Origin of the sequence: Pantoea cypripedii (assembly GCF_002095535.1) — a bacterium.
Taxonomy (GTDB): domain Bacteria; phylum Pseudomonadota; class Gammaproteobacteria; order Enterobacterales; family Enterobacteriaceae; genus Pantoea; species Pantoea cypripedii.
In genome coordinates this window covers 152,116-174,251 of sequence record NZ_MLJI01000002.1, presented here as the reverse complement: position 1 = coordinate 174,251, position 22,136 = coordinate 152,116, and the positions used below count along the sequence as shown (strand labels likewise).

The window sequence follows — 22,136 nt, the reverse complement described above, 5'->3', positions numbered from 1 at the left end:
AGCGGGGTATATCTGAACAACAGGATTTAATTCAATAAATTACACGCACCAATTTGGTGTTTATGGAGCCTGCACTGCACCATGACTGAGCAAAAGCAAAAAATTATTTATGCTGTAGAGGCGAGCAGCGCGGCGATGAGCACGCTGGCGCGTGAGATTCACGGCGATCCGGAGCTGAGTTTCAATGAACATCGTGCAGCACAGCGGTTACAGGCCCCGCTGGCGGCGGCGGGCTTTACGCTGACGCAGCCAGTGGCGGGTCTGGACACCGCCTTTTGCGCCCGTTTCGATACCGGTCGACCCGGTCCTCGTCTGGTATTGCTGGCGGAATATGACGCCCTGGCGGAACTGGGCCATGCCTGCGGTCATAACCTGATCGGTAGCGCCTCAGTGGCAGCAGCACTGGCGCTGGTGAACAGTGGCACGCTGACCCACGGTAGCCTGGAGGTGATGGGCACCCCGGCAGAGGAAGAAGGCGGCGGCAAAATTATCATGGCCAACGCCGGGCTGTTCGACAGCGCAGACGCCGTCATGATGTTCCACCCCAGGGAGAAAAATATGGTGACCCGAGGCGCACTGGCCTGCGTCGACGCCGTGTTTAAGTTTTATGGTAAAGCGGCACATGCCGCCTCTGCCCCCCATTTGGGTATCAGCGCGCTGGACGGCGTGATTCAGACCTTTGTTGGCGTGAATGCGTTGCGTCAGTTCTTTACCGATGACATCCGTGTGCACGGCATCATCACCCATGGCGGCAGCGCGACCAATATCGTTCCAGCCTATGCCGAAGCGAAATTTCTGCTGCGCGCGGCCACCATGGGTGGTTTGCAGATTGTCCGGCAGAAAGTGTTTGCAGCGGCAGCGGCAGCAGCGGCGATGAGCGGCGCACGGCTGGAGATTGAAGAAGGGCTGACCTATGCCGAACGCAATAACAATCTGGCGCTGGCCGGGCTGTTTCAGCGCAACCTGGAGCAGCTGGGACTGACTACCGAAGCGCCGCCGGAGCGTGGCGGCGTGGGTTCATCGGATATCGGCAATGTCAGCCAAATCACGGCCGCCATCCACCCTTACCTGCGTATTGGCGATGTGGTGCCACATACGCCGGAATTTGCTGCCGCAGCCGGTTCCGATGCTGGCATGGCAGCTATGCTGAATGCCGCCAAAGCCATGGCGATGACGGCGCTTGATTTGCTCGACCCTGCGGCCTTGCAGGCGGTACGTGATGAATTCACCGCCTGGCGTTCTGTTCACTATCCTGCTGGAGAATCCCAATGAAGTCTGCTGTAACCCTGTTAGCGATGATGACGATGGCGCTGAGTGCGCAGGCGTGGTCAGCCGGTGAAACCCTGCGCGTGGGCGCAGACCTGAGTTATCCCCCGTTCCAGTACCGTGATGCGTCAGGGACACCAACCGGTTTTGAAATCGACATCACCAACGCGGTATGCAAAGCGGCACAGGTGAAGTGTGAATATGTGGTGAGCAGTTTCGATGCCGAAATTCCGTCACTGATGGCACGCAAAGTGGATTTTATCTCACCGCTCGGTGCCACGGCGAAGCGCCAGAAATCGATTGATTTCAGCGATTTCATCTACCATATCCCCACTAAACTGGTCGCGCATAAAGGCAGCAACTTGCAGCCTGACGCCGCCTCGTTGCAGGGCAAACGCATCGCCGTGCAGCAGGGATCTATCCAGGAGATGTACGCCAATAAATACTGGGCTCCTAAAGGGGTGGATATCGTGATGTACCCCGATCAGGATGTGATCTATCAGGATTTGGCGGCGGGCCGTCTTGATGGTGCGCTGAGTCCCGGCGTGGCGGTAACGTACGGTTTCCTCAACAAACCGGAAGGCAAAGACTTCGCGCTGATCGGCCCGGAAGTGCGGGATGACCTGCTGTTCAGCATCGGCTCAGCTTATGGCGTGCGTAAAGGTGATGAGAAGATGCAGAAACTGCTTAACGCCGGGCTGGCTAAAGTGATGGCCGATGGCACCTGGGAAAAAGTGAAGCAGCATTACTTTGGCGACCTGGAGATGAAAGTGACGCGCACGGAGCCGGTGAATGCAGCCCAGTGAGTGGCAAATCATCATGCGGCAATTGCTGGAGGCGTTTGCCCCACTGCACCGGCTTTCCGGTAGTGAGGATGCCGAGCACAGCGCAGAGGTGCTGTGCGCGCTGCTGGAACAACACGGCATCCCCTATACGCGTGAAAGCTGCGCGCTATGGCTGAGTGATCCGCTGTCCGCCAGCCTGACTCTGCCAGCCTATCCTGCCATGCAGTTTCAGGCCAAAACCCGCTCGTTCTCCGCCAATTGCCCTGAGGGTTGTGAAGCAGAACTGTTCTATGATCGCCAGTCGATGTCATTTGTCACCGATAAGGCTTCTGCCGCGTGGGCCGCATCGGTCCGTGGCAAACTGGTGGTAGCCGATCAGGGTTTTGAAGATTATGTGCAACGGCTGATGCAGGCAGGAGCCGCGGGACTGATTCACATCTGGGGATCCGCCGAAACTGCGCTGCATGAGGAGACGGTCGGGCCGATCTGGGGCACACCGGTGCCGGATGATGCCGTGCGTTATCCCACCATCCCGATTATCACCATTAATCAGCAACAGGGACAGACGCTGCTCAGCCGGTTACAACAGCAGCCACTGCGAGCGACAATCACCACGGAAGTCCGTGAGCATGTTGCGCGCTGTTCATTGCCGGTGGTGGACATTCCCGGCAGCAGCGATGAGTTTGTGCTGCTCTCGTCTCACTACGACTCATGGCACCAGGGACTCACCGACAACGCGACGGGTAACGCGCTCTGCCTGGCGATGGCCCTGGCATTTTCCCGCTCACCGCCGCCGCTTCAGCGCGGTCTGCGCATTGCCTGGTGGCCGGGGCATTCGAATGCCCGTTATGGCGGTTCGGCATGGTATGCCGATAGCCATCGCACAGCGCTGCTGCGTCATGCCGTGGCGCATATCAATGTTGACTCTCCCGGTTGTGTCGATGGCAGTGAGCTGGTAATCAACGCCAGCGGTGCCGAATCCCCCGCCTGGCTGAATCAGGCGCTGTACGCTGTAACCGGTAAAGCCGCTGAGCGCATTACGCCGCTCGGAAAAGGTGCCGATCAATCCTTCTGGGGCGTCAGCATCCCGCTGCACTTCGCACTGCGTGAAACCCCGCTGGTACGCACCACCCTGTCGCCCGGCAGCGGTGGCGGTTGGTGGTGGCATACCGAGGAGGACACCGAAGATAAAGTGGATGAAGCCCTGCTGCTGCGTGACGCGCAGATTCATTATCACTGGTTGCAGCAGCTGCTCAGTGCGGATGTGCTGCCGACAGACCCGCAGCATTACCTGCAACAGCTGAGCGATGCGCTGGCGCAGTTGCAAGGTGCAGTCGATCCGGCGTTTTCCCTGCAATCCTGGGCGACATGGCTCGATGCATTGCAGCGCGAATGTGCTTCACCCCATCACCCGGCGAGCCAGCAGGCTGCGATTGCCCTCTGGCATCGCCTGCGTTATCGCGCCAGTGATGATTATCATCCGGACCTGAGTTATCACGGTGGAGCCTTTCCGGGGATGCAGTTGCTGAGTGGTCACCGACGTGAGAACTGCAGTGACCGCTACTGGCTGATGCTGGAGACGCAATATATGCGCCAGCTGGCGCGCGGTGAGGAATTGCTGGAGGAAAGCCTGACGGTTTTACAGGCAGGCAGACACTGATGCTCCCTGCCCGCTGCGCCATGCGGCGGGAGGAGAAAACTGTCTCGGGCGTCTACAGTTATTCTATCGTGCCATCGCTAAGTCACTCACATCATGACTTTTTCTTTCAGAAATTATTATCACGCCCGCTCACGCCTGCTGATCGCGATGCTGGCTGGCGTGGTGTGCTATTTTGCCCTTCCTGCCCAACTGGATTATCTGCAACGACTGCTGATCGGCTGGAATGTGCTGGCATGGCTCTATCTGTTTTTTATGTGGTTCCGCATGTTGCGTACCAGGGTGGAAGATATCCCGCATATCGCCAGGATGCAGGATGAGAGCGCAGGGCTGGTGCTGGGCCTGGTGACTCTCGGCTGCCTGGTCAGTATCCTGGCGATCCTGCTGGAACTGCCCTCGCTTAAACACCTCTCCGGGACACCCCGGGCGATGCATTTGCTGCTGACCGGCGCAACGCTGGTGGTCTCCTGGGCCTTGTTGCCCACCGCCTTCGCCATGCATTACGCCCATCATCACTACCTGCGCCGCAGTAAAGACGTCACACCGATGATCTTCCCGGAAAAACCGCAGGAACCCGGCTACTGGGATTTCCTCTATTTTTCCTTCACCATCGCCGTGGCTTCACAAACCGCCGATGTGGCGACCGGAACCACCGACATGCGGCAAATCACCTTGCTGCAGTCAGTGATTTCCTTTGTTTTCAATCTGGCGATTCTGGGCTTGTCGGTGAACGTCGGGGCCGGTTTACTGAGCTAAAGCCACTTTGGCGTAGCTATGAATCTGTTCTGTTGTATAGCAATTGCTTTACAAGCCGAGTATGATGCTTGTAAAGCAATTGCTATACATATGGAGACCCTATGAAATCTGATGTTCAGCTCAATATTCGGGCTAAAGAATCTCAGCGAGCGTTAATCGATGCCGCTGCTGAACTTCTTCATAAATCACGAACCGACTTCATTCTGGAAATGGCCTGTCACGCAGCGGAAAACGTTATCCTTGATCACCGCGTGTTTAATCTTAACGATGAACAATATGCTGAGTTTATCGACATGCTTGATGCCCCGGTAACAGCTAATCCGGCACTGGATAAACTACTGGCAAGAAAACCACAATGGGACAGGTAACGATCCCTGCCCCACTTGACTCAACCCACCAACTTGCGGAGTTTCGTTGTGGAGAAACCGTTCTCGATGAATGGCTCAGGCAACGTGGATTAAAAAATCAGGCGATGGGAGCAGCAAGAACATTTGTGGTTTGCAGATCGAATAGCAAAGAGGTTGTTGGATTTTATTCACTTGCTACCGGCAGCGTAAATCATGCAACGGCAACCGGAAGCCTTCGTCGCAACATGCCCGATCCAATACCCATCATTATCCTGGCACGTTTAGGGGTGGATACCTCGTGTCATGGCAAGGGACTCGGTGCCGATTTATTGCATGACGCAATTTTGCGCTCATATCGCGTGGCGGAAAATATTGGAGTGCGAGCTATCATGGTTCATGCACTTACTGACGGGGCAAAAGGTTTTTACCTTCATCATGGATTTAAAGCTTCAACCTCCCAGGAAAGAACGCTGTTTCTCCCTTTAAATAACGTCATATAAGCAAGAGAGTTTGAGCATCGGGGTTTGGCAGAAACTGTTGCGGGTCAGTCATCTTGACTTTCAATCGGAGAGTCAGAGAATGTTGCTCTTCGCGCGATTAATGCAAAGCACTGGAGCTTATCATCGCCACTCTCGTTAAAAAGTTAGGCTACGTGGTCGCCACCGCGCTTTTGCTGGCCAGTTGTTCTTCAGAACCACCGAAATCGCTGGTTACGCCGTTTCCTTCCGCAGCGAAACAACCTCTGCCAGCACAGCACCCCATAGCGAGCCAGGAACCGGTGCGTGGCGTCTGGCTGGCGACGGTCTCCCGTCTCGACTGGCCGCCAGTCAATTCCGTCAATGCCAGCAGTGCTGCCAGTCGCATTAGCCAGCAACAGCAGGCGCTAACCGACAAGCTGGATAAACTAAAAAGCCTTGGCATCAACACCGTTTTCTTCCAGGTGAAACCCGATGGCACCGCGTTGTGGCCATCAAAAATTTTGCCATGGTCAGATATGCTGACTGGCAAAATTGGTGCCGATCCTGGCTATGACCCTCTGCAATTTATGCTGGATGAAGCGCACAAACGCGGCATGAAAGTCCACGCGTGGTTCAATCCCTACCGGGTCTCCGTCAATACCAAACCCTCAACCGTCGCGGAACTCAACGCGACACTGTCACTTAATCCTGCCAGCGTATTTGTGCTGCATCGTGACTGGATACGGACCGCAGGCGATCGTTTTGTGCTGGACCCTGGCATTCCGGCAGTCAGAGACTGGATCACCAGTATCGTTGCGGAAGTGGTTTCCCGTTATCCGGTTGATGGCGTGCAGTTTGATGACTATTTCTATGCGGAATCGGCTGGCTCCACTCTTAACGACAGCCAGACCTTCAGAACCTATGGTCAGGGATTTGCTTCTAAAGCGGACTGGCGGCGCCACAATACTCAGCAACTGATTGAGCAGGTATCGCGTACCATCAAACAGTTGAAACCCAATGTTGAATTCGGTGTCAGCCCGGCAGGCGTGTGGCGCAATCTTTCCCATGACCCGGCAGGCTCCGATACCCGTGGCGCAGCGGCCTATGACGAAGCTTTTGCCGATACCCGCCGCTGGGTACAGATGGGATTGCTGGATTATATCGCCCCGCAAATTTACTGGCCCTTCTCCCGTCAGGCTGCCCGTTATGATGTGCTGGCAAACTGGTGGGCAAATGTGGTGAAACCCACCCATACGCGGCTGTATATCGGCGTCGCCTTCTACAAAGTGGGAGAGCCGTCAAAAAATGAACCCGACTGGACAGTCAATGGCGGTGTACCGGAACTGAAAAAACAACTCGATTTGAATGAATCAGTACCACAGATTAGTGGCACGATTCTGTTCCGGGAAAACTATCTAAACCAGCCGCAGACACAAGAGGCGGTCAATTATCTGCGCAGTCGCTGGGGGAGCTAACGATCAGAGGGCCAACCGTACGAAAACAAACGCCTGGCCCTCTGACCTGATTTAAAACATCCCTGCAATTTCACCCATCAGCTTCAGGTCATCTTTGGAAATAGTCGTAGGATGATTACTGTCATCGTTCAAAGAGACATAATAGTCATTGCTTTTGAGCAATATCTTCGCCGTCAGTGGCGAAGTGTCGGTTAATAACACATTAGAAAATAACTTTTCCATCCGCGCCTGAACATTACCTGCGCCAGCAAGATTAACTGGCCGACGGTTCATATAGAGTAAAGCACTTTTCTTTGCCTTCTCTTCATCCTTGAGTATTTTAACGCGAGTCTCATTAAAAAATGTCGTGAGCTTGACTCTGGCTTTCGCCATTTTCTTCATGGCATCCAGCAGTTTTTTATTCGTTGCGACCTGGCGATCAGAGAGTAGGTTGCGTACCGCCAGCGCGCAGCCGCCTGAAATTCCCAGCACACCAATGGCTCCCAGCGTATAACGCACATAGATATTGCTCATCAGTGCTTCGCCAGCCTGAGCGGCGGCCGTTGTAGCAAAAAGGGAACCGGCTCCCGAGAAAGCACCGATGACAGACACAACCTGGGCAGCCATGGAATAATTACTTTTTTGTGTATCGTCATAGACGTTGCCACCGTATCCCTTGACGGAGGTTGAATAATTCTGGAAAACGTCCTGATTATTATCCAGTGTGCTACCAGCCATATTCCTCAGGCCTATGCTCTCCTCCTCATCCCGGGTCCTGCCGTAATCTTCCTGTTCGATCCTGCGCTGACTGGCAAGCTGTAACTTCATGAATTCGTTCATGATGCCGGAGTCAGTATCACTTTCGAATTGTGCCAGAGTTTCGCTATCCAGTTCATTAACAAAAGTGAGAATAATTCGCAGATCGTCCTCACTGAGCAGACTACCCTTTAATACTGACTCTACTTCCAGCGTTGGGTCTGCCATAGCATCTCCTCGTGGTTAAATTATATTTCTTTATTTTGTTTTATATCCCAACCGGATTGGGTTTCAGCACCTTTGGTGCCTTGTTCCGTCTGTTCCCAATAATGCAGAGTCACTTTCGCCGCCTGGAATCGATAGTTAACAACAATCGTGTCGGTGTGACCTACACCAGCAAACTCGACCAGCGTCACCAGCACCTCTTCCAATACGATACGGGAATATTCCACCTGAGAGCCGCCCGCTTTACATATGGAAATTTCAACTTTATTAACGTGCTTACCGCTGGAACAGAATTTTAAAATGGAGGGTGTGGATTTATCGATAAGTGCCTGGATTTGCAAATCGCGGTAATTGACCTTACCACTCCCGCCGCCGCCGCCCACCGCCATGTTACCTTGCTGGGATGCGCCCCAGGTAAATGACATTACATCTGTCCAGTTTTTATGATTTGAATCATTTGATTCGCCGGTTACACCTTCAACCTTTAAAAAAGTATCTATTGCCATTTTATATTCCCTCAGGAGGTTTGAGATAATTTTCGTGATTAATAAGTAACCTTAACGTATTTATGTTTCAATATTTTTAACTGGATCTGATTAATTCCAGGAACATTCTTAAAAACGTGATCAGGGGAGATGCCCGGTCGGGCAGAACGCACATGCAGGCAGGAAAACGGTCTGAAAAGGACCCATTGATGATACCGTTTACGATTCAGGGGTCATGTCAGGCTGCGCGTCCTGAACATCACCGCATAAAAAACGGCTTTAAGATTCTGGAGAGGTGAGTCTTTTTTAAATTTGTGGCTAAGTACTCAGACAAAATACTTCTTCAGCAAAATCGCCGTACCATCATCGATCGCCTTTAACACCACCTGTTCAGCAACCGCAACATCCTGCGACTGTATCGCCTCCAGCAGACGATCGTAGTTGTGGCCTTTCACCATTTCGGTTGATTGCGGATAAAGGTAATTCAGGCAGGGACCAATCTGCACCCACAGCTGTTCAATCAACGCCACCAGCGTCGGCATTTGCGCGTAACCATACAAGGTAAAACGGAAAGCACGGTTTGCCTCCAGCGCGGCCTCCACTTCTCCGTTCAGCTTGGCCTGCATAAAGCGATTACAGAGTTTTTTCAGTTCGGTGAGCTGTTTTTTGTTGATATTTGGCACCGCCATCTTCACCGCCAACCCTTCCAGTTGCTTACGTATCAGCGTGATTTCCTGATAACGCGATAACGGCATTTCCGGGACCAGAAAAGCCGCGGCCGGGGTGGCATTCAACGCACCAGCAGAAACCAGGCGTAGCAATGCCTCACGTACCGGAGTGATGCTGGTCCCCAGTTGTGCAGCGAGATCACGGGTCACAAGGCGGGCGCCGGGCTTCAGTTTGCCGACAATCAGGGCGCTACGCAGCGTGGCTTCAACCTGGGCGGTCAGACTCAATCGCTGTGCTTTTTCCATTTCAATCATGCGTTTTGTCCTTTCCCGGATTGTGCAAATGGTAAGAAGTTTAAATGTTTTGTTGCCATCAATGCTCGCTATAGGATATATCATGTATTACAAAACAAGCGAAGCACAGATTCCTGGCAGCACCACTCTTTTCACTACGTTACCGAATGCATTTTGGGATGAAGTTTATGAGACTACCTGCAGTGAAGTTTGCTACTACAGCATTGTTGTTTGCCCTGTTGCCCACCACTCTGCAGGCGGCAGAACTGACCATTGCCCAGCCTGCATCGGCGACGGCGATGGACCCCGGCTTTCTTAAAGAAGCCGCCACTCTCGTGGATAACATCTTCGATACCCTGGTCCGCCGTGCCGACGACATGTCGCTGCAACCCGGTCTGGCAACCGACTGGAAAGCCATCAACGACACCACCTGGCAATTTAACCTGCGCAAAGGGGTGAATTTTACCGATGGTGAACCGGTGAATGCTGAGGCGGTTAAATTTTCCATCGACCGTATTCTGGATCCGGCAAACCATGCTCCGACCATATCTTACATTCGCACCATCAAGTCGGTCGAAGTGGTCAACGATTATCAGGTGCTGATCCATACTAACGGCCCCGATCCGCTGCTGCCAACGCGTATGAGCCGTTATCCAGCCTATATTGTTCCGCCAGCCTACGTGAAAAAAGTCGGTGCCAGCGAGTTTGCGCGCAAACCGGTAGGCAGCGGTGCCTATAAGCTCGATACCTTCATCCCGGATGAGAAAGTGGTGATGGTCGCCAACGATGCGTACTGGCGTGGCAAACCCTCGATTGATCGCGTCACCTGGCGTCCGATTCCGGAAGCGACCTCGCGCATTACCGCGCTGCTGACCGGTGAAGTGCAGCTGGTGGAAAGCGTTCCGGCTGACCTGGTCCCGGCACTGAAAAACCGTCCTGGCGTGCAGCTTGAGCAGGTAAAAGGCGGCGGGCTGACCATCTATCTGGGTCTGAAAGACAGCGAAAAACCGCTTAACGACGTCCGCGTGCGTCAGGCGCTGTCGCTGGCGCTAAATCGTCAGGCTTACACCCAGCAGCTGCTGCACGGTTACGGCACACCAACCGGCACCATGGCCGGTGCCAATGACTTTGGTTATCTGGCCGTTCCGGCCACGGTGCAGGATGTGGCGAAAGCCAAATCGCTGCTGGCGCAGGCGGGGTATCCAGATGGCTTTACCCTGCGCTTCCAGGCTCCGCGGCGCTATATCGCCAGCGCGGATGTGGCGCAGGCCATCGTGCAGGATCTCAGTGCCATTGGCGTAAAAGCACAGCTGGAAGTGCCTGAGTGGTCGGTCTATACCCAGCAGGTCGCGGCACAGAAACAGGCACCGATGTATATGCTGGCCTGGGGTTCGACCCAGACGCTGGACGCCGATGCCGCGCTGTTCCCGATTCTGCACAGCGGCGAACCCTACTCCACAGTTAACGATCCTGAGCTGGATAAGCTGCTGGATCAGAGCCGCCAGACGGTTGATGCCGATAAACGCAAAAAACTGCTTGAGCAGATTCAGCAGCGTGTCGCTGAGCAGCAGCCACTGATTCCGCTCTATCGTGAAGACACCCTGTATGCGCACAGCGATAAGCTGACGTTCAAAGGGCGCGTCGATGCGCGTATCCCGCTGTACGATTTGAGGCTGAAATGATTACGCCAGCGGCAGCCTTACAACGTCGCCCACGCCGTATTTTTTACGGTGACGCCGTGATCGGCAGCCTGCTGCTGATCGTGGTGATTGTGGCTGCGTTGATTTCCCCCTGGCTACCGCTGCCTGATCCCTTAACCAATCAGCTGGCCGATATGTTTCTGCCACCCGGTAGTCCCGGCCACTGGCTGGGGACCGATCAGTTAGGACGCGATCTGTTATCGCGTATTCTGGCAGGCACCCGCCTGTCACTGATGGTGGTGATGCTGGCTGCCGCTATTGGGGCCGTGGCGGGTGTCGCGCTGGGCATGATTGCCGGTTATGCCGGTGGCTGGGTCGATGCCCTGATTATGCGCCTGATTGATATTCAGTTGGCAGTCCCCTTTATCTTGCTGATTTTGCTGGTGATTGCCCTGATGGGAACCTCCACCACCAACATCATCGTGATCATGGGAGTGACCAGCTGGGCGATTTATGCGCGCGTGGCCCGTGCCAAAACGCTGGAAATTCGCGAGCTGGAGTACATCCAGGCGGCGAAGGCAATGGGGTTCTCGCCGCTGCGCATCCTGCTGCGCCATATTCTCCCTAACCTGCTCACCCCGCTGGTGGTGCTGCTGACACTGGATATTCCGCGTCTGATTGTGCTGGAAGCGTCGGTCGGTTTTCTCGGCATGGGTATTCAGCCGCCGACTCCCACGCTGGGTAATCTGATTGGCGAAGGCCGCTCCTATATGTTGCTGGCGCAATGGCTGGTGTTGTATCCCGGCCTGGTGATTGCCGCACTGGTGATTGGCTGTAACCTGCTGGGTGATGCGTTGCTGCGCCGCACCCACACGAGGCTTGACTAAAATGCTGAACATTTTAATCAACCGCCTCGGTCAGTCGGTGCTGGTGTTGCTGGGGGTATCGCTGCTGATTTTCTTCAGCCTGCATCTTACCGGCGATCCGGCAGCGTTGATGATGCCGCCGGGTTCCAGCCAGCAGGAAATCGCTAACTTTCGTCACAGCATGGGCTTCGATCGTCCGCTGCTGTGGCAGTACGGTCATTACCTGAGCGGTGTGCTTCAGGGTGATTTCGGTGAATCGCTGCGCTACAGCCAGCCGGTACTGGCGCTGATTGGCGAGCGGTTGCCCGCCACCGCCCTGCTGGCTGTCAGTGCACTGGCCTGGAGTTCGTTACTCGGTCTGCTGCTGGGCATCGTCAGCGCCCTGCGACCACACAGCTTCTGGGATTTGCTTTGCCGCCTGGTGGCCTTTAGCGGCCAGGCCGTGCCGGTGTTCTGGCTGGGGCTGCTGATGATTTTATTCTTCAGCCTCCATCTGCAATGGCTGCCATCCAGTGGCTACGGCAGTTTTGCCGCGCTGATTATGCCCGCCATCAGCCTGGGAGCGTTTTATATGAGCGCCGTCGCGCGTCTGACCCGCGCCAGTCTGCTGGATGTGCTGCAACAGGATTATATCCGTACCGCGCGGGCCAAAGGGCTGAGCGCCTGGCGCATCGTGGTACGGCATGGGTTGCGTAATGCGCTGATTCCGGTGATTACCGTGCAGGGCATGTATTTTGCCTCGCTACTTGGCGGTGCGCTGGTGACAGAAATTATCTTTGCCTGGCCGGGGATCGGTCGTCTGGCGATTCAGGCGATTCAGAACCGCGACTTCCCGCTGGTACAGGCCATCGTGCTGCTGGCCGCGCTGGTGTTTGTGGTGATCAATTTGCTGATCGACCTGCTGTATCTGGTGCTTAACCCGAGGATCCGTCTGTGAGCCGACTTGCCGCCACTTTAGACCTGCTGAGTGAGTTAACGTGCTGGCCAAGCGTGGCGGGTCAGCTTGCGGCACAGCGCGGTCTTGCCGCATGGCTGGAAAGCTGGATGGTGGAGCAGCTGCACGCAACGGCCATCTATCCGGTTAACACACAACCCGCCGACACCCCACCCGTGGTACATGTGCGCATCGATACCGGTGCCAGCAAAACCGTGGTGCTCTACAACATGTACGACGTGATGCCTGCCGATGACGCAGGCTGGGATGTACCGCCGTTCACGGGTGGCGTTTGCCACTGGGACGAGCTGGGCGATGTCTTTGTCGGACGCGGTGCTGAGAATAACAAGGGGCCGGTCGCGGCAATGCTGATCCTGCTGCGCGAACTGTTGCAGGACCAGCAACTCGCTTTCAACCTGGAAATCCTGCTGGAAGGTGAAGAGGAAATCGGCAGTGGCACGCTGCGGCGTTACCTCGCGCAACAACCCTGTCCCGTTTCGCCTGCAGAGGCGGTGTTGTTTCCGTCACTTTGTGAATATGGTGGCGGCGCGCCCCGCGTCTATCTTGGCTTTACCGGTCTCGCTAACGGACGCTTAAGCGTTACCGGTGGTGACTGGGGTGGACCTTCTTCTGCCATTCATGCCAGCAATGCTGGCTGGATTGCCAACCCTGCCTGGCGTCTGGTGCAGGCGCTGGATGCCATCGCACCCGCCAGCCAGAGCGGCGTGCTCGGCTATATCGCACCTGATGAAGAAGCTACCGGGTTGCTGACCACACTGGCGCAGTCATTCAGTATTGATGACGAATTACGCTTTCGCCGCAGTCAGCGCCTGATGATTGAAGGTGACACCGTCACCTGCCTGCAAACGCTGCTGGGCAGCGCAGTGCTGACGCTGGCCGAGTTACACAGCGATCCCACCGGCGGACGTGGGGTCATCCCTTATTGCGCCAGTGCCGAACTGGCCTTCCGCATCCCGCCTGATTTTGATCAGGATGCGATGATTAGCGCCGCGCAGCAGCGTCTCGCGCAACCGGATCTCTCCGGCACCACGCTTGAGTTATTGGATCGCTATCCCGGTACCCGCTTCCGCCGCCATGCACGCGGCGTTGATGAGTTGATTGCCAGCTATCAGACGCTGGGAGCGGAGCCACAAATCTGGCCGTGGGCGCCGGGCTGCGCCCCTGCCTACGCCTTCGCCGCCATTGCGCCCGCCTTTCTGATTGGCGGGCTGGGCCACGGCGGCAACGCCCATGCCGTGAACGAGTTTGTCACGCTGACCGGGCTGGAACGCTTCCAGCAGTCACTGAGCCTGTGGCTCACCGCATTCAATGATCCGGCCTTTGGCCGGGTCGCGCCACACCAGGGAAACACCAGAGAAGTACCAAAACAAAATATTACAGGTAACAACCATGAAGACAGTCGATGAGTTTAAACGCGTTCCGTTGGGGTTTTTCCCAACGCCGCTTGAGCCGCTACCCCGGCTCGGGGAGGCGTTGGGAATTTCTTTCACGATCAAACGCGATGATTACAGCGGCTTCGGCGGCGGCGGCAATAAGGTCCGCAAGCTGGAGTACCTGATGGCAGAAGCCTGCCAGGCGGGCGTCAACGTAGTGATCACCACCGGAGGACATCAGTCAAACCACGCCCGCATGGTCGCAGCGGCGGCGCGTAAGTTTGGTATGCGTCCGGTGCTGGTCCTGCGTGGCAATCCCCCCGCCAGCTGGCAGGGCAATCTGCTGCTCGACAAGCTATTTGGGGCCGAGGTGCAGTTTCTCGACCCGGATGGCTACTTCACCCAGATTGAAGGGGCGATGCAGGCCCACGCCGATGCGGCTACCGCACGCGGTGAGAAGCCGATGATCATCCCGCTGGGCGGTGCGACACCGCTCGGCGCACTGGGTTATGTCCGTGCGGTCGAGGAAATCAGCGCACAACTGGCTGAACGCGACGAACCGGCACCGGACTTTATCATTGCCCCCACCGGTTCTGGCGGCACCCTCGCCGGGCTGCATGTCGGCACCCGTCGTTACTGGCCGCAAACGCAGGTTATCGGTATCAGCGTCAGTGCCAAAGCAGAGTGGTTCCAGCCACGCATTTCAGGCATGGCGCAGGATTGTGCCGATCTGCTGCAATGGCCGCAACGCTGGCAACCGGAAGACATCTGGATAGAGGACGGCTACGTGGGGGAAGCTTACGGTATCCCGTCTGCGGGCGGTATCGACGCCATTTATCAGCTGGCACAGCAGGAAGGTGTGTTGCTCGATCCGGTCTACACCGGTAAAGCGATGCACGGATTACTGTCGCTGGTTGAACAGGGGCGTATTCCCCGGGGATCCCGCGTCACTTTCGTGCATTGCGGCGGTTCCCCGGCCCTTTATCCTTTCGCCGACCGGCTGCTGGAGCAGTAAATGCGCGTGCTGGATGAAGCAACCGTCGCGCTGCTGGGGGGAGACGATCCTGCGCTGGCGCTGGCGGATGTCCGGGCGGTGATCGGGTTAATGCGTTCCGGCGAGGCACACATGCCCGCCGAGAATCATATTGACCTCGCCACTCCGCTCGGTAAAGCCTATGCACTCCCCGCCAGGGTTGGCGGACACTTTAACGCTGCGGGTGTGAAGTGGACTGCACATCGCCCGCAGCGCCCTGATGCGTTACCCGCCGCGCTGGCGGTGACGCTGATCAACGATGCGCAAACCGGCATCCCCCGTGGTCTGCTGGCCAGTGGTGCATTAACGGCTGCGCGCACAGCCGCGGTAACGGCGCTGGCGCTGCACTATGCTGCCCCGCGCCCGGTACAACGCGTATTACTGCTGGGAGCGGGTTTGCACGCACAAGCGCATCTACGCATGTTGCAACATCTGTTTCCTGCTCTTACGCAGATCGGCATGTGGAATCGCACGCCGGAAAAAATTGCCAGCTTATCCACTATCACACCAGAACCCGATCTCGCCGCCGCATTGGCTCGCCCCTATGACGCGGTGATTACCTGCACCAGTGCCGCACAACCGTTCGTCGATGCCTGCGCGGTACAACCTGGCCGGTTGATCGTCCAGGTGGGTTATCACGAAGTGAGTTTTGCCGCGATTAAGGCCAGTAGCCAGGTGGTGGTAGATGCCTGGGGCGATTTTGCGCAGCGCAGTGCGAAAAGCCTGTTTCAGATGTACCGCGCAGGTGAGTTTGCCGCACAGGACGTGGCCGCCACACTGGAAACGCTGGTGATCGATGGCTGGCGACCTGCTGCCGATGACAGCGTGTATTTCTCCTCCTTCGGGTTGAATGTGTTTGATATCGCCCTTGCCGCCCGCGTACTGGCGGCCGCAGAGCAACAGCAACTGGGAACGCTACACCCCCTGTTTAACGGAGTCGCGGATGATCATTAACGCCAGTGAGCTGGGAATGAGAAAGTCGCGCGGGGAACATTTCCTGCTGATTGATGTTCGCGACGTGGGAGAGTGGCAATCCGCCACGCTACCTGATGCTCAGCACTGTAACGTTTACGACTACTTTATTGCAGATTGCACACCGGAGGGGCTGGAGAAAATGGCCGCCGAAGCCTCGGCAGCACTCCAGCCTTTGTTTGCGGCTGATCCGGCCGCGACACCGGTGTTTTTCGAACAGCAGGTCGGAATGCGATCGCCGCGCGGAGCCTGGTTTGCCTGGCTGCTGGGCCGGGATGATGCATTAATCCTTGATGGCGGTATCAATGCCTGGATAGCGGCAGGCTATGGACTGCAACCCGGCGAAGGGTTAAGTTACACCGTCACGCAAAAAACGGCTTTGCCGCCGGTTCGCTGGGAAAAACGCTGGGCCAGTAGCCGTCAGCAGGTTATTGCCGCCGATGGTATCAGGGTGATTAACGTTGATGCACGTCGCCCGACTGAATTTGATGGCAGCTTTGTACATGAATGTTGTCATCGCGCCGGACGTATTCCGCACTCAGTGCTGCTGTTCTGGGAAGATGTGGTGGAGAATGGTCACTTTCTGCCCGTCGCGGAAATTGCCCGCCGTGCTGAAGCTGCGGGTCTGCCACGCGAAGCGCAGTTGCAGGTTTATTGCCATCGCGGCGCGCGTGCAGCCACAGTGCTGGCGGCGCTCAAAATGGCTGGCTATGACAATGTTGCTATTTATGTCGGATCCTGGCATGAATGGGCAGAACACGACGAGCTACCCCTGCTCCCCTGAATTCCCGTGAAAGGCGATCGGCATCGATTTTTTCCTGTCCTGACCAGGGTGTAATAGGCCCGATATTGGTATTCAGGGAGGAACAAATGTCGATTGTCTCATCTTCATCTGGCCCGCAGCCGCTTAATAGCGCTTCTGCTGAACAGCCAGAAATCCGTCTCACCCGTATCGTGCAAATACACAATACGTGTCATCACCACGCATCCAGCATCGCCACCAAAGCAGGTGAAGCGGTGCTGAAAACGCTGCAATCCTGCATCAGTGATTATCCTTATCGCCCCGGAAAACCGCATTCCCCCGAGTTAAACAACACGCTGGAAAAAATCGTCACTGCCATTTTGACTGAAGGCGAAACATCAGCGGCTGGCACACCCTCATTTACCGTTGCCGACATTGCCAGCGAAGCGGCATTTATCCGTGCCATGGACCGTGAATACCCAAAGGCAGGAAAGTGGGTACAGGAGTTGAAAAAGATATTAGCCGAAGCAGGCACGCCGCCGCTGACGACCGAGAACAATTACAATGTTCTGCGGGTGAAAGTCGCGAAGAATCCGCTCTGCCGGTTACTGCTAGCCATTGACCAGCATACATTCAGGCAGGAAATCATCCAGGCTATGCCACCAGTTGCGCCTCAGGGTGAACATCACTCCCCGGAACCTTGTCATCCTCGCTTACAACGTATGCAGCATGAAATAGCAGAAACCCGGACCCGATTAGTCCTGGCTGAAGATCAGCGTTCCGCAATAGTCAGTGAATACATTGATAAAGCTGAGCAGGAATTTCTGGCAAAGTTAACCCTTGGTATCCGGGTCAGCATGCGTGATATTGACGACATCCTGGAACATAATCGCCATCTCGATGAGGGGGATCTCTCTATCCTGAAGCGTCGATTGACCATTGTGGTGCAGATTGAAGACGCTGTGCAGTCTGTCATCAGACAGGATATTGAAAGCAATGAAGACCCATTTCTTGAATGGGCCTTATTCGCTTCAAATTACGATATTAATAAAGTGTTCCAGACTCACGCCGTGCAACAACTCCAACTGAGCGCGGAGGAACACCAAAAACAACGCGCCAGATTAGAACTGGCGCAAATACAAACCTATCGCGATGACCAGCTGAATAGCATTTTTTACCGGGAAGCGACGTTCCACGTCACTCCCCCGTCACCGCGACGCTGATCGCCCGGCCAGTGCCTGCTGAATGTTGGGTGCGGCTGCCAGCAACTGGCGGGTGTAACTCTCCTGCGGATCCCCAACCACACTGGCGGTGGCACCCGCTTCCACGATTCGACCGTGGTACATCACCACCACCCGATCACAAAGCTGCTGTACCGCACTGAGATCGTGACTGATAAACAACACCGACAAACCCAGCTTTTCCCGTAACTCGCTGAACAGCGCAAGGACCTGGCCGCGCACCGAGAGATCAAGCGCGGCGACCGCTTCATCCGCCACCAGCAGTTTTGGTTCCATCGCCAGTGCGCGGGCAATGGCGATACGCTGACGCTGACCACCGGAAAACGCACCAGGCAGGCGGCTGGCGTGTTCCGGCTTTAATCCCACCAGCTCCAGCAACTCATTGACGCGCGCCTCAATGCCCTTACCGTGGCGTAATTGCCAGACGCGCAGCGGTTCAGCAATCTGTTCCCCGACCGTTATTTTCGGATTCAGACTGGCATAGGGATCCTGGAAAATGATCTGCGCATGACGGCGCAACTTACTGAGCTGCCGCCCCTGCAGACGTTGACCCTGAAACTCGACTTCACCACTGTCAGCTTCAATCAGCCCAATCGCCGCGCTACCCAGGGTGGTTTTCCCCGAGCCAGACTCACCAATCAGACCGACGATCTCCCCCGGCTGGATTTGCAAGCTGGTAGGATGCAGTACCGTCTGGCGTCTGGCTGGCCACAGCGGCAACCGGCCTGGCATCGGATAGCTTTTACAAATGTTGTTGAGTACCAGCAATGGCGTCTGGCTCTCACGAACGGAGGCCACCAGGGGAAGATGAGACAGCGACGCATCAATCAGCTTGCGCGTATAAGGATGTGCTGGCGTGCCAAGTGTGCTGACCACATCCCCCTGCTCAACCAGACGTCCCTGTTGCATCACGCAGACCCGATGGGCATAGCGTGCCACCACGGAGAGATCGTGGGTGATCAGCAACATGCCCATCCCCATTTCCTGCTGCAATTCCTGCAACAGCGACAGGATTTGTACCTGAATAGTGACGTCGAGCGCGGTGGTGGGTTCATCAGCAATCAGCACGTCAGGTTGTCCGCTGATGGCACTGGCAATCATCACACGCTGGCGCATCCCCCCCGAGAGCTGATGAATATATTGTCGCGCCCGTTGCTGAGGATTGACGATGCCCACCCGGTCGAGCAGTGCTATGGCTTCACGCTGTGCCTGCTTCCAGCTGAACTGCCGATGGCGCACCAGCACCTCAGCAATCTGTTCACCGATGCGCAGCGTCGGGTTCATGCTGGTCATCGGTTCCTGAAACACGGTAGCGATACGGCAACCACGCAGCGAGGCAATGCGTCGCGCATCCAGCACCTCGTCCTGAAAGCGCAACGTTCCTGCGGTTTGCAGGACCTTTGCAGGCAGCAGGTTCATTAGCGCCAGCGAGGTGAGCGTCTTACCGGAACCCGATTCCCCCACCAGCGCCACAATTTCCCGCTGATCGAGATGGAAAGACACATCCTCCACCAGCACACGGTGGTCATGCGTTGCCAGACTGAGGTGTTCGACAGAGAGCAGGCGCGTGGCTGCGTTCATAAGGCAATAGATCCGAAAAAGCAGAAAGATACAGGATATATCCTGAGAGAAAAGCCAACAAGAACGTTAGGTTATGATAAAGGGATTAAGGATATAACGGCCAACTTTTTTCTCTGACCTTGGGCGAATCCCGTAGCCATCTATATACGTTATTTACGATCAGGTTTTAACCGACTATCAAATTGGAACGGAATAGCTTCTGCCTTCTGAATGATCGCGTAGTAATCCGGGTGTTCTGGGTTTAACAGGTAATTATACTCCACAGGCGATAAAGCACTGGGGACACGCAACGCTATTGAGCTTTTGGTAAAACACCAGGCATCACCGTATAGGGCCAACTCCAGCGGTGCATCCTCATCGGCCCAGTTAGCTGGCAGTTCGTCCATATCGGCACTCTGCATTTGGTCATCAGGCACATTGATGCGCAATAGAGTGAAATACTCCAGGATCTGCGCCGCATGTAGATGTACCAGTGTCTCCAGCATGGTAAGCGATGCGGTTTCTGATACATAAACCATCGGAATGCCAACGCTGTTCCATCGACCTCCGGCCTCTTTTGCTCCGTATCCCGTCCAGGCTGTAGAAAGATACTTTGTCTTGGTCAGCCGATAGAGAATCAAGAATAAACCCCATGCTCCAGGCGTGTGATCAATTTCATGACCTCATAAGCCCCGGTTTCGGATGCCATCAGTTCTGCCGGGACTTTCCAGCTCAACGCTCTGTTTGGCTCATTCAACCATTTTTGAGCCTCTTCCTTATCACCTTCGAACAATTCTACCGCCCGATCAATAACGCGGATGATACGCACCAGTCGTTCACTTTGCTCAGCGCTGAATCGCGCTTTCACGCTGCGACTAAACGTCGTTGATGGAATGCCGGACATTTTACGCAGATCGTTTTGTGTTATCTTCGCCCAGTCAGTGATCAGGTTAGCCACCTTGCCATCAAGACCTTCACTAATCTGCCCCAACAGCGCCACACCATCAGAATTGTTTAACCCGGCCACTTGCCATAAGCGGAGCGGTCTGGCCTGAGTCGTGGATAAGCTAAATGTTTTCATCGTAAGCCTCCATTTGGTACTTTCATTATATCCACATGGTAATTGACGTGCAAATATCAGCATCTGCAGTGAACCTGTTCCGGTTGTTATCGGGCGCGACTCTCAGGCACCGTTCTTCCCCGCCCGATTCAGGTATAAAAACAACCTTTATCACTGATTTAAAAGGATAAAATCCCAAAACCTCAGCGTTATTACATCATCGAGTTACTCATTAGCAGAATTGTAGTATCGGGCGGCACAGCGTAGACTTGCGGCGGGTGCTTGAGACTTTCTGTCTTAAGCATGGCTGACGGCAGAAAGAGAAAAGCCCCAGGAGATTTTCATCAACCTGAGGCCCCCTTTATGCCTAGACAACATAAAGGTAGCCTCTTACGCGCCGCAAGGCAAGAAGGAGAAGCAACCATGAAACAGTTTACGGCGATGCTATTCGCCTCCTTTATGATCATGGCGGTAACCGCCGTCATACTGGGCACGCGCAAGGATCTCTGTGAGATACGCTTTCGCGCCCACTTCGTGGAGGTGGCTGTTTCGATGGCCTGTGAATCTATCAGGTAAGGGTCACCGCGGCGGGAGCGATCCCGCCGTTCCGGTTGTTGTCAGGCACGGGCTCTCAGGCACCCTTCTTTTCCCGCTCACTTCAGGCGGCCAGTCCTGTGGTTAACCGTAAACACTCAGCGAGGCGAGAATACGGGTAAAGTAATCATCCGCGCGTTTCTGGGCCAGCTTACCGTCGCGGGCTTCCAGTGCTTCCACCAGCGGCGTCAGCTCGCGCAGCGTCTGCTCGCGCACAATCTCATTAACCGCCGAGTGCAGTGAATGTTGTCCGTCATACTGCACCGCCCGCCGGTCAGCGATAACGTTATCGAAAATCTGGATCAGAAAGCGGTTGCGGGTAGCCGCAAACATCGCCTGGTGCACCGCATAAATATGTTCTTTATACAGCAGCCACTCCTGAGCCTCGCGAATGCCCTGCAAATGGTGGCGCATTTTGGTGAAGTCTTCCTCTGTCGCACGCGCCGTGACCAGCTGCATCATCATCGGTTCAAACAGCAGGCGACCTTCCAGGATCTCGCTGTAGGTCGGGACTTCTTTATGCCAGGCGGCCACCGGACGATCGGCATCATTCAGCTGGTTTTGCAGGTTATCGGATAAGTAAGATCCGCTGCCGACTTTACGCGTTACCAACCCCTGGGTAGACATCATGGCCAGCACGTTACGAATGGTGCTGCGGGAAGTATCAAAGCGGCGCGCCAGCTCACGCTCATTGGGCAACTTATCACCCGCTTTCAGATCCCCATCGCGGATGGCCTGCATTATGGAACGATAAACGCTTACCGCAGCGGTTTTATCGTGACCGACAATACGCTGAGAGATGTCATCAGTGCTGTTCATCCGGCGACTCCTGAAAATACCTGTAAATGGCTGACCAATTTGGTCAGCTGGCGGCGATTATAGCCTGAGATTGGCGTCACGGCGAGCAACGTTTTAGGCCCGCGCCATGTCATTATTTCCAGCCAGATCC

Annotated in this window: 23 protein-coding genes; 16 read left to right on the top strand and 7 right to left on the bottom strand. The window is 55.4% G+C overall.

The genetic code is table 11. The annotated features are described in order from the left end of the window. Positions 1 to 81 precede the first annotated feature (81 nt). The 7 genes from HA50_RS21880 (at position 82) to HA50_RS21850 (ending at position 6,744) form a co-directional block, all read left to right on the top strand. Positions 82 to 1,272, top strand: a complete 1,191-nt coding sequence (locus HA50_RS21880; RefSeq protein ID WP_084878954.1) for a M20 family metallopeptidase — start codon at positions 82 to 84, stop codon at positions 1,270 to 1,272. Beyond that, the gene (locus tag HA50_RS21875) at positions 1,269 to 2,072 is read left to right on the top strand and encodes a transporter substrate-binding domain-containing protein (RefSeq protein WP_084878953.1); all 804 of its coding nucleotides are present in this window, start codon (positions 1,269 to 1,271) and stop codon (positions 2,070 to 2,072) included. Before HA50_RS21880 ends, HA50_RS21875 begins: the two co-directional genes overlap by 4 nt. Continuing rightward, positions 2,059 to 3,711 (top strand): M28 family peptidase, encoded by a 1,653-nt coding sequence (locus tag HA50_RS21870; protein ID WP_084878952.1) that lies wholly within the window; start codon positions 2,059 to 2,061, stop codon positions 3,709 to 3,711. Before HA50_RS21875 ends, HA50_RS21870 begins: the two co-directional genes overlap by 14 nt. Positions 3,712 to 3,804: 93 nt before the next feature. Next, complete coding sequence (locus tag HA50_RS21865; protein WP_084878951.1) at positions 3,805 to 4,464, top strand: DUF1345 domain-containing protein; 660 nt, start codon at positions 3,805 to 3,807, stop codon at positions 4,462 to 4,464. Positions 4,465 to 4,565: 101 nt separating this feature from the next. Continuing rightward, positions 4,566 to 4,832 carry a type II toxin-antitoxin system TacA family antitoxin gene (locus HA50_RS21860; protein ID WP_084878950.1) on the top strand — a complete coding sequence of 89 codons (267 nt, stop codon included), beginning with the start codon at positions 4,566 to 4,568 and terminating at the stop codon, positions 4,830 to 4,832. Further along, positions 4,820 to 5,311, top strand: coding sequence for a GNAT family N-acetyltransferase (locus HA50_RS21855; RefSeq protein WP_084878949.1), 492 nt, complete (start codon positions 4,820 to 4,822; stop codon positions 5,309 to 5,311). Before HA50_RS21860 ends, HA50_RS21855 begins: the two co-directional genes overlap by 13 nt. Positions 5,312 to 5,463: 152 nt before the next feature. After that, positions 5,464 to 6,744 carry a glycoside hydrolase family 10-like protein gene (locus tag HA50_RS21850; RefSeq protein ID WP_338117372.1) on the top strand — a complete coding sequence of 427 codons (1,281 nt, stop codon included), beginning with the start codon at positions 5,464 to 5,466 and terminating at the stop codon, positions 6,742 to 6,744. 51 nt (positions 6,745 to 6,795) lie between these two features. Here the strand turns inward: HA50_RS21850 and HA50_RS21845 are convergent, their stop codons facing one another. From HA50_RS21845 to HA50_RS21835, 3 genes are all read right to left on the bottom strand, one after another. Next, on the bottom strand, positions 6,796 to 7,707 hold the full coding sequence (locus tag HA50_RS21845) for a hypothetical protein (protein WP_084878947.1): 912 nt from the start codon (positions 7,705 to 7,707) through the stop codon (positions 6,796 to 6,798). Between the two features lie 20 nt (positions 7,708 to 7,727). Next, positions 7,728 to 8,210, bottom strand: coding sequence for an Hcp family type VI secretion system effector (locus HA50_RS21840; RefSeq protein WP_084878946.1), 483 nt, complete (start codon positions 8,208 to 8,210; stop codon positions 7,728 to 7,730). A gap of 305 nt (positions 8,211 to 8,515) precedes the next feature. Further along, positions 8,516 to 9,172 (bottom strand): GntR family transcriptional regulator, encoded by a 657-nt coding sequence (locus tag HA50_RS21835; RefSeq protein WP_084878945.1) that lies wholly within the window; start codon positions 9,170 to 9,172, stop codon positions 8,516 to 8,518. Positions 9,173 to 9,339: 167 nt separating this feature from the next. Between HA50_RS21835 and HA50_RS21830 the strand changes: the two genes are divergently transcribed. The 8 genes from HA50_RS21830 (at position 9,340) to HA50_RS21795 (ending at position 17,955) form a co-directional block, all read left to right on the top strand. Further along, the gene (locus HA50_RS21830; RefSeq protein ID WP_084880131.1) at positions 9,340 to 10,833 is read left to right on the top strand and encodes an ABC transporter substrate-binding protein; all 1,494 of its coding nucleotides are present in this window, start codon (positions 9,340 to 9,342) and stop codon (positions 10,831 to 10,833) included. Next, positions 10,830 to 11,678: an ABC transporter permease gene (locus tag HA50_RS21825; RefSeq protein ID WP_084878944.1), complete on the top strand. Its 849-nt coding sequence runs from the start codon at positions 10,830 to 10,832 to the stop codon at positions 11,676 to 11,678. The genes HA50_RS21830 and HA50_RS21825 overlap by 4 nt, the downstream gene beginning before the upstream one ends. Position 11,679: 1 nt before the next feature. Next, complete coding sequence (locus HA50_RS21820; RefSeq protein WP_084878943.1) at positions 11,680 to 12,594, top strand: ABC transporter permease; 915 nt, start codon at positions 11,680 to 11,682, stop codon at positions 12,592 to 12,594. After that, complete coding sequence (locus HA50_RS21815; RefSeq protein WP_084878942.1) at positions 12,591 to 14,018, top strand: M20 family metallopeptidase; 1,428 nt, start codon at positions 12,591 to 12,593, stop codon at positions 14,016 to 14,018. Before HA50_RS21820 ends, HA50_RS21815 begins: the two co-directional genes overlap by 4 nt. Next, the gene (locus HA50_RS21810; RefSeq protein ID WP_084878941.1) at positions 14,002 to 15,000 is read left to right on the top strand and encodes a 1-aminocyclopropane-1-carboxylate deaminase/D-cysteine desulfhydrase; all 999 of its coding nucleotides are present in this window, start codon (positions 14,002 to 14,004) and stop codon (positions 14,998 to 15,000) included. The genes HA50_RS21815 and HA50_RS21810 overlap by 17 nt, the downstream gene beginning before the upstream one ends. After that, entirely contained in the window at positions 15,001 to 15,972 is a 972-nt protein-coding gene (locus tag HA50_RS21805) for an ornithine cyclodeaminase (protein ID WP_084878940.1), read from the top strand. Beyond that, complete coding sequence (locus tag HA50_RS21800) at positions 15,962 to 16,774, top strand: sulfurtransferase (RefSeq protein ID WP_084878939.1); 813 nt, start codon at positions 15,962 to 15,964, stop codon at positions 16,772 to 16,774. Before HA50_RS21805 ends, HA50_RS21800 begins: the two co-directional genes overlap by 11 nt. Positions 16,775 to 16,860: 86 nt before the next feature. Further along, positions 16,861 to 17,955, top strand: a complete 1,095-nt coding sequence (locus tag HA50_RS21795; RefSeq protein WP_084878938.1) for a hypothetical protein — start codon at positions 16,861 to 16,863, stop codon at positions 17,953 to 17,955. On the opposite strand, the gene HA50_RS21790 is transcribed toward HA50_RS21795, so the two are convergent. The 3 genes from HA50_RS21790 to parS form a co-directional block, all read right to left on the bottom strand. Then, the gene (locus HA50_RS21790; RefSeq protein ID WP_084878937.1) at positions 17,941 to 19,554 is read right to left on the bottom strand and encodes a dipeptide ABC transporter ATP-binding protein; all 1,614 of its coding nucleotides are present in this window, start codon (positions 19,552 to 19,554) and stop codon (positions 17,941 to 17,943) included. The genes HA50_RS21795 and HA50_RS21790 overlap by 15 nt on opposite strands. A 149-nt stretch (positions 19,555 to 19,703) precedes the next feature. After that, positions 19,704 to 20,174 (bottom strand): RES family NAD+ phosphorylase, encoded by a 471-nt coding sequence (locus HA50_RS21785; protein ID WP_084878936.1) that lies wholly within the window; start codon positions 20,172 to 20,174, stop codon positions 19,704 to 19,706. Further along, entirely contained in the window at positions 20,171 to 20,614 is a 444-nt protein-coding gene (gene parS / locus HA50_RS21780) for a type II RES/Xre toxin-antitoxin system antitoxin (RefSeq protein WP_084878935.1), read from the bottom strand. Before parS ends, HA50_RS21785 begins: the two co-directional genes overlap by 4 nt. A 402-nt stretch (positions 20,615 to 21,016) precedes the next feature. Between parS and HA50_RS31200 the strand changes: the two genes are divergently transcribed. After that, complete coding sequence (locus HA50_RS31200; RefSeq protein WP_244193632.1) at positions 21,017 to 21,169, top strand: Hok/Gef family protein; 153 nt, start codon at positions 21,017 to 21,019, stop codon at positions 21,167 to 21,169. Between the two features lie 102 nt (positions 21,170 to 21,271). On the opposite strand, the gene HA50_RS21775 is transcribed toward HA50_RS31200, so the two are convergent. Further along, the gene (locus tag HA50_RS21775) at positions 21,272 to 22,006 is read right to left on the bottom strand and encodes a FadR/GntR family transcriptional regulator (protein WP_084878934.1); all 735 of its coding nucleotides are present in this window, start codon (positions 22,004 to 22,006) and stop codon (positions 21,272 to 21,274) included. Between the last annotated feature and the right edge of the window lie 130 nt (positions 22,007 to 22,136).